Source organism: Mycobacterium sp. IS-3022 (genome assembly GCF_001500065.1).
Lineage (GTDB): Bacteria > Actinomycetota > Actinomycetes > Mycobacteriales > Mycobacteriaceae > Mycobacterium.
In genome coordinates, this window is record NZ_LQIN01000012.1 from 478,081 (window position 1) to 484,410 (window position 6,330).

6 protein-coding genes are annotated in these 6,330 nt (G+C 66.4%); 4 read left to right on the forward strand and 2 right to left on the reverse strand.

From position 1 onward, the window contains the following. Nucleotides 1–83: 83 nt before the first annotated feature. From AU188_RS11550 to AU188_RS11565, 4 genes are all read left to right on the forward strand, one after another. Nucleotides 84–1,364, forward strand: a complete 1,281-nt coding sequence (locus tag AU188_RS11550) for an acyl-CoA dehydrogenase family protein (RefSeq protein WP_059163798.1) — start codon at nt 84–86, stop codon at nt 1,362–1,364. Nucleotides 1,365–1,386: 22 nt separating this feature from the next. Beyond that, entirely contained in the window at nt 1,387–1,575 is a 189-nt protein-coding gene (locus tag AU188_RS11555) for a hypothetical protein (protein ID WP_059163799.1), read from the forward strand. Nucleotides 1,576–1,817: 242 nt separating this feature from the next. Then, nucleotides 1,818–3,464 (forward strand): hypothetical protein, encoded by a 1,647-nt coding sequence (locus tag AU188_RS11560; protein WP_059163800.1) that lies wholly within the window; start codon nt 1,818–1,820, stop codon nt 3,462–3,464. A gap of 119 nt (nt 3,465–3,583) precedes the next feature. Continuing rightward, nucleotides 3,584–5,227 (forward strand): DUF7800 domain-containing protein, encoded by a 1,644-nt coding sequence (locus AU188_RS11565; RefSeq protein WP_059163801.1) that lies wholly within the window; start codon nt 3,584–3,586, stop codon nt 5,225–5,227. A 7-nt stretch (nt 5,228–5,234) separates the two neighbouring features. On the opposite strand, the gene AU188_RS11570 is transcribed toward AU188_RS11565, so the two are convergent. Both AU188_RS11570 and AU188_RS24945 read right to left on the reverse strand, forming a co-directional pair. Next, complete coding sequence (locus AU188_RS11570; RefSeq protein WP_059163802.1) at nt 5,235–5,975, reverse strand: SDR family NAD(P)-dependent oxidoreductase; 741 nt, start codon at nt 5,973–5,975, stop codon at nt 5,235–5,237. A gap of 237 nt (nt 5,976–6,212) precedes the next feature. Continuing rightward, a partial coding sequence (locus AU188_RS24945; protein ID WP_156426636.1) for an integrase core domain-containing protein occupies nt 6,213–6,330 on the reverse strand: 118 nt, incomplete at its 5' end.

The window sequence follows — 6,330 nt, forward strand, 5'->3', positions numbered from 1 at the left end:
AGGATCGGATGCAGATCGAGACTCCGGCGTTACCGAGGCCGGATTGAGGCATCGCGTGGGTGGTGTGGTGACAGACTGCGAGCATGGCGTGGGACTTCAGCACCGAACCGGAATTCCAAGAGAAGCTCGACTGGGTCAAGCAGTTCTGTGAGGAAAAGGTCGAGCCACTCGACCACGTGTTTCCCTACGCGGTGCGATCACCCGATCCGGCGGTCAAGGCCTACGTGCGTGAGCTCCAGCAGGAGGTCAAGGACCAGGGCCTGTGGGCGATCTTCCTCGACAAGGATCTCGGCGGGCCGGGGTTCGGGCAGCTCAAGCTCGGCCTGCTCAACGAGATCATCGGCCGCTACGCCGGCGCCCCGCACATGTTCGGCGCGTCGGCGCCGGACACCGGAAACATGGAGATGCTGGCCGCATACGGAACCGACGAACAGAAGGAACGGTGGCTCAAGCCGCTGCTCAACCAGGACATGTTCTCGGCGTACTCGATGACCGAGCCGCAGGGTGGCAGCGACCCCAACCTGTTCAAGACCCACGCCGTGCGAGACGGCGACGAGTGGGTGATCAACGGCGAGAAGTGGTTCACCTCGGCCGGGCGCGTCGCCGACATCCTGTTCGTGATGTGCACCAACGGCATGTTCGTCGTCCCGCGCAAGACACCCGGCGTGGAGATCATGCCCGAGCCGCGCAACCACAACCACATCATCTACCGAGACGTGCGGGTGCCGCTCGACCATCTCCTGGGCCCGGAGAACGGCGCAAAGGTGTTGGCGCAGCGGCGACTCGGCGGCGGGCGCATCCACCACGCCATGCGCACGATCGCGCAGTGCAAGCTCGCGTTCGACATGATGTGCGAGCGGGCGCTGAGCCGCGAATCGCACGGCAAGGTCATCGCCGAACATCAGATGGTGCAGGAGAAGATCGCCGAGTCCTACGCGATGATCAAGATGCTGCGTCTGTTCGTCCTGGAGACCGCGTGGAAGATCGACAACACCTCGACCCAGGAAACCCGCACCGAGATCGCCGCCGTCAAGTTCACGATGGCGAAGGCGCTGCGCGAGGTGTCGTTCAACGCGCTGCACGTTCTGGGTTCGCTCGGCACGACCGATCTCACCCCGATCCAGGCGATGTACGCCGGCGCCCCGACGATGGGTATCGCCGACGGCGTCGACGAGGTGCACAAGGCCACGGTCGCGCGGCGCGTGCTGCGCGACTATAAGCCGCATGACGGCGACTTCCCGACCGAATTTCTGCCCTACAAGCGGGAGCAGGCGCGCCAGAAGTTGAAGCCCGTGCTCGACGCCCGCCCGGAATTGGCGGCCGCCGCTGAGGCGTATCAGAAGTACCTGTCGCAGCGGCGCTGAACGTCGCGCCTACTGTGAAGGCATGAGGTTCGCCATCGCCCTGCTCGGTGTGATCGTCGCGCTGTTCGGCCTGCTGTTCACGCTCCAAGGATTCGGTGTGGTCGGCGGCAGCCCGATGAGCAACACCACCACCTGGTCGATCCTCGGACCGATCATCGCGCTGATCGGTATCGCGCTCGCGGTCGGCGGTCTTCGGCGCCGTAAGCCCTGACCTCGCACCCACTTGCTGGGTCCCACAGGCACCACTAGCCACACCGATAGCGCATTTAACTTCTGTTCGCTGTAGACGCCCACCGGCGGCCTTCGATGTGTAACGCCCAAGCCGTCTCAACGATGAATCATCTGAGACCGGAGCGTCGCGGGCGCCTCAGGCGAACCTCCAGTTGCCCAACAAATTCGTAGCGTCGGGGGAGCGGCGGTGAATGCCGCCCATGAGAAGGGAGTCGATGCACGATGGGTGCACCGCTGGATGATGTCCGCAGGCGAGGCATCGCCGCCCTGGCGTCGGGGGTCGTGATCTCCATGACCGCACTGACCGTTGGTGTCGCCCCCGCCATTGCGAAGCCGGACTCCGACGACGTCGTGACGACGGTGGCGCCGGAACCCGAAGTGAGAGCTCCAAAGCACGAGGTGACGGCCGAACAGCCGACGGCGGCACCGGAGCCCGTCGTCCCCGACGTGCCGCGCACCCAGGAGGCACCGCAGACGCAAGCGCCACAGACGCAGGAGCCCGTCGTCATCGAGCCGGAACCCGCACCCGAACCGGAGCCGGAACCCGCACCGCAGCCGGCGCCCGAGCCGACGCTGGCACCCGAGCCGGCGCCCGAGCCGGAGCCGCAAACCGTGGCTCCGCCGACGACCGGCGCGGCGGTGCGGACTGCGGAGCCGACTGAGCCCACCGCGCCGAGCGCCGAGCCGTCGACGACCGTCGAGCGGGCCCCGGAGACGTCGGCCGCGCCGACGACCACCGGCGCTGCTCCGTCGACCGCGCCCGAGGTCAGTAAGTCGGCCGATCCGTCGACGTCCACATCGGCCGCGCTCGCGCCGGCTACGGACAGCGAGACACCGACCAGCGGATCCAAGACCGCCGCGACCGAACAGGAGGGGTCCGAAACCCCGACGGTGTCCATTGAGCAGGCCGCCAAGGAGATCGAGATACTGGCCCCGGAGACACTCGAGGCCCCGGCCGAAAATATCCGGCTCGCCAAGAAAGCCGAACCGATCTTCGAGCCGGAGCCCGCTGCCGCACCCGAGCAGGACGTCAACGCGTTCAAGCAGTCGGTCGACCTGACCCTGGGTCTGAACGGCCTGGAAGCCAGCACCAGCGCGAAGGTCGAGTTGGAGGCCAAGCGCGACCGCGACTTCGAGTTGATCAGCAATGTGCGCCAGTGGCGGCCCGACTGGATCGAGTACGACGAGTACTACCGGCCGGTGCTGATGAACCCGTTCCGGGCGCCGGTGCGCATCGTCTACGTCTACGACATGCGGCCCCGCATCGTGTACATCCCGCCGCTGACGCGGCTCGTGATCGAAGCCGCTCGGTTCGCGGCCTACAGCTTCACGGCGGCTGTGCTCAGTCCCATCAACGTGGCGGCCAATCTCGCGCAGGCGGCGACCAACATCGCGGTCGGCAGCTTCTTCGGCGGTGGTTACTTCCCCGGTGTCGGCCTGCCGTTGCCGCCACCTCCGCCCCCGGTGTTGCGCTATGACAACGTGCCGGTCCTGGTGAACTACTCCAATGCTCGCTATGAGCCGTTCCGGGTTCGCCAGATCGTCGACGTCGGTGTGGACCCCGTCTACGGTGGCCGCAAGGTGCTGCTCGACGGTGCCACGCCGGCTTGGGGCGAGTGGACCCAGACTGCAAGCGGGGAACGCCAATTCGAGGTGCACCGGACTCAGCAGTTCCCCGGTTTGAGCGAACCGGCGGAGGGCCCGCTGCCCGGCGACTACCGGTTGCGACTCGCGTCTGACGAGGCGTCGACCGGCGGCCTCACCGGTAGGGACATCTTCCTGATGGTGGCGGCCGGCGTGATCGGCACGCTCGGCTTCGGCGCGATCGGTCTGGCGTTCTTCCTCGGACGTCGGCGGCCCGAGCACTGAGTTCGCGTGGTTTCGGTGTAGTTGGTCGCGCTGGTCGCAACCAACTACACCGAAATCGCCGCTGGCGCCGGCGCCCGAACACGGGTGCACCGGCGTCAACGAGCGGGCATGATGGAGTGATGCCCGAGGTGCGTGTTGGGCCCCTGCTCCGCCACGTCGGCGAAACGGACGCGACCGTCTGGGTGGAGACCGACGGGCCATGCCGCGTCGAGGTTCTCGGTAACGGCGCCAACACCTTTGAGGTCGAAGGCCACCATTTCGCGATCGTCTGCGTGGCGGACCTGGACCCGGACCGCGAGCATCCCTACGAGGTCCACCTCGATGGCGCCAAGGCGTGGCCACCGGACGACTACGAGTTCCCGCAGCCGCGCATCAGGCTGATGCCGCGCGACGGATCCCTGCGGCTGTTGTTCGGGTCGTGCCGCTGCTCGGCGCCGCACCGTCCGCCCTACACCTATCAACATTGGTGGCATCCCAAGGGCAAGGGCATCGACGTGCTGCGCACCTACGGCATGCGGATGCTGCGACAGCCCTCGGCGCTGTGGCCCGACGCGTTGCTGATGATGGGCGACCAGCTGTACGCCGATCAGGTCAACGACACGATCAGGGATCTCGTCGCCGATCGTGAGGTACACGCCAACGGGCCGGTCGAGGTGCTCGAAGACTTCGAGGAGTACTGCATCGGCTACTGGGACGCCTGGAGCGACCCTGTGGTGCGGTGGATGTTGTCCACGCTGCCGACGTCGATGATGTTCGACGACCACGAAATCAACGACAAGTGGAACACCTCGCAGGCGTGGCTGGAGGAGAAGCGCAAGACCGACTGGTACGAGACCCGGATCATCGGCGGCTTGATGGCCTACTGGATCTACCAGCACTTGGGCAACATGTCGCCGCAGGAGCTCGCCGATGACGAAACCTTCCAGCAGGTCCTGGCCAGCCGTGACGGCACAGAGCCGGTCAGGCTGCTCGCCAAGCGGGCCGAAAGCGACGAGGGCGCTTCCCGATTCAGCATGTGCCGCGACCTCGGCTCGTCGCGGCTCATCGTGGCCGACTCGCGAACCGGCAGGCAACTGCAACCGGGCCGACGCCGCATCATGACCGATGAGGAATGGGAGTGGATCACCGCCAGGGTCGACGGCAACTACGACCACCTGCTGTTCGCGAGCTCGCTGCCGATCCTGTTGCCCTACGGCATGCACCACATCGAGGGCTGGTCCGAGGCGGTCACCGACGGCGCTTGGGGCCGACGGCTGACCGGTCTCGGCGAGAAGGTGCGTATCGCGGCGAACCTCGACCACTGGGCGTGCTTCCACTACAGCTTCCGGCGGTTCGAGGACCTGGTGATCGACGTCGCCACCGGCAGACGAGGTGGGGCTCCGCAGTCGATGGTCATGTTCGGCGGCGACGTCCACCACTGCTGGGTGTCGGAGATCGAGCTACCGCAGGACGCGCCGAACGCGTTGACCAAGATCTGGCAGGTGGTGTGCTCGGGATTGCGCAAGGAGCCGTCGGCGGTGGAGCGAATCGTGTTGCGGCTCGGCCACACTCGGACGGCAGAGATCGTCGGCAAGCTGTTGGTCAAGACCACGGACGTGGGCATGCCGCGACTGCGCTGGCGGCCGGTCACGATGCCACACTTCCGCAACCAGGTCGGCACGCTGGAGATCGCCGGCGGCGAGATGGGGGTGCGGATCGAAAAGATCACCGGCGGGTGGCGTAAACCGCGTCTCACCACGGTGATCGAGCACAAGCTGCTCTGAAATCCCTTCAGCCGGCACCCTTGCCGTTGTCCACGCGGTACACCGCGCCGTGGATCGCGGCGGCGTCGTCGCTGGCCAGAAACGCGATCGCCTTGGCGACGTCGACGGTGTCGGAGAACCCGCGCGGCGACGCGATGCGCATGATCAGATTCCAGTCGGCGTTGTCGGGCGCAGTGAACTCTGTGGTTTGCGCTGTCGGCATCCCGCCCGGGCACACCGCGTTCACCCGGATCTTGTCCTTGGTGTACTCGACGGCCAGTGCACGGGTCAGCCCGACCAGCCCGTGTTTGGCCGCGCAGTATCCGGCCGAGTAGACCTCACCCTCGACTCCGGCGATGGAGGCGACGTTGACGATGTTGCCGCCGCTCTCCAGCAGGTGAGGCAGCGCGGCACGGCACAGGTAGAACGGCCCATTGAGGTTCACCGCGAGGTCGCGGTCCCACTCGTCGTCGGTCACGGTCGTGGTGTGCCGCATCTGGTGGAAACCGGCGACGTTGACCAGCACATCGAGTCGGCCGAACGCGTCGACGCACTGCGCGACGGCGTCGCGGCAGGCCTGCGACGACGCCACGTCCACCGACGCGAAACGGCCGCCGGGCACCGCCTCGAACACCGATGCCATCCGGTCGGCGTCGCGTGCGATGCCGAACACCGTCGCGCCGCGCTGGGCGAACAGCTGCGCGACTGCGGCGCCCAGCCCCGCCGACGCGCCCGTCACCAATGCGACCTTGCCGCTGAGTTGAGTCATGGCAAGACTTTCTCATAACGGCATTTGTTGCCTTGCGCCAACAGACTGCGCGATGTGCGCGCGGACAACTCGTCGACAACCTGGCCCGCCCTATATTCGTCGACACGTCCTACGCGCCAGATTGCACCCACGGTTGTGCGGCACCACCGGCGCACACATCACGACCATGAGTGCAATCTCGACGATAGGATCCGGATCGATATACACCGGTGCGGACGAGCTAGTTGTACTCGGCAGTCAGGTTGGTGACAGTCGGCTGATCGGGGGTTGGCCTCCGATGGCTGAGTGGCGTCGTTGATTGTTGTAGTGCTCGAGCCATGGGGCAAGGGCTGCGCAGCGGGCGTTGTTGGTGGTG

Coding starts and splice junctions, on each gene's coding strand:
- AU188_RS11570 (WP_059163802.1), bottom strand. CDS start 5,975: ATGACTCAACTCAGCGGCAAGGTCGCATTGGTGACGGGCGCGTCGGCG.
- AU188_RS11550 (WP_059163798.1), top strand. CDS start 84: ATGGCGTGGGACTTCAGCACCGAACCGGAATTCCAAGAGAAGCTCGAC.
- AU188_RS11555 (WP_059163799.1), top strand. CDS start 1,387: ATGAGGTTCGCCATCGCCCTGCTCGGTGTGATCGTCGCGCTGTTCGGC.
- AU188_RS11565 (WP_059163801.1), top strand. CDS start 3,584: ATGCCCGAGGTGCGTGTTGGGCCCCTGCTCCGCCACGTCGGCGAAACG.
- AU188_RS11560 (WP_059163800.1), top strand. CDS start 1,818: ATGGGTGCACCGCTGGATGATGTCCGCAGGCGAGGCATCGCCGCCCTG.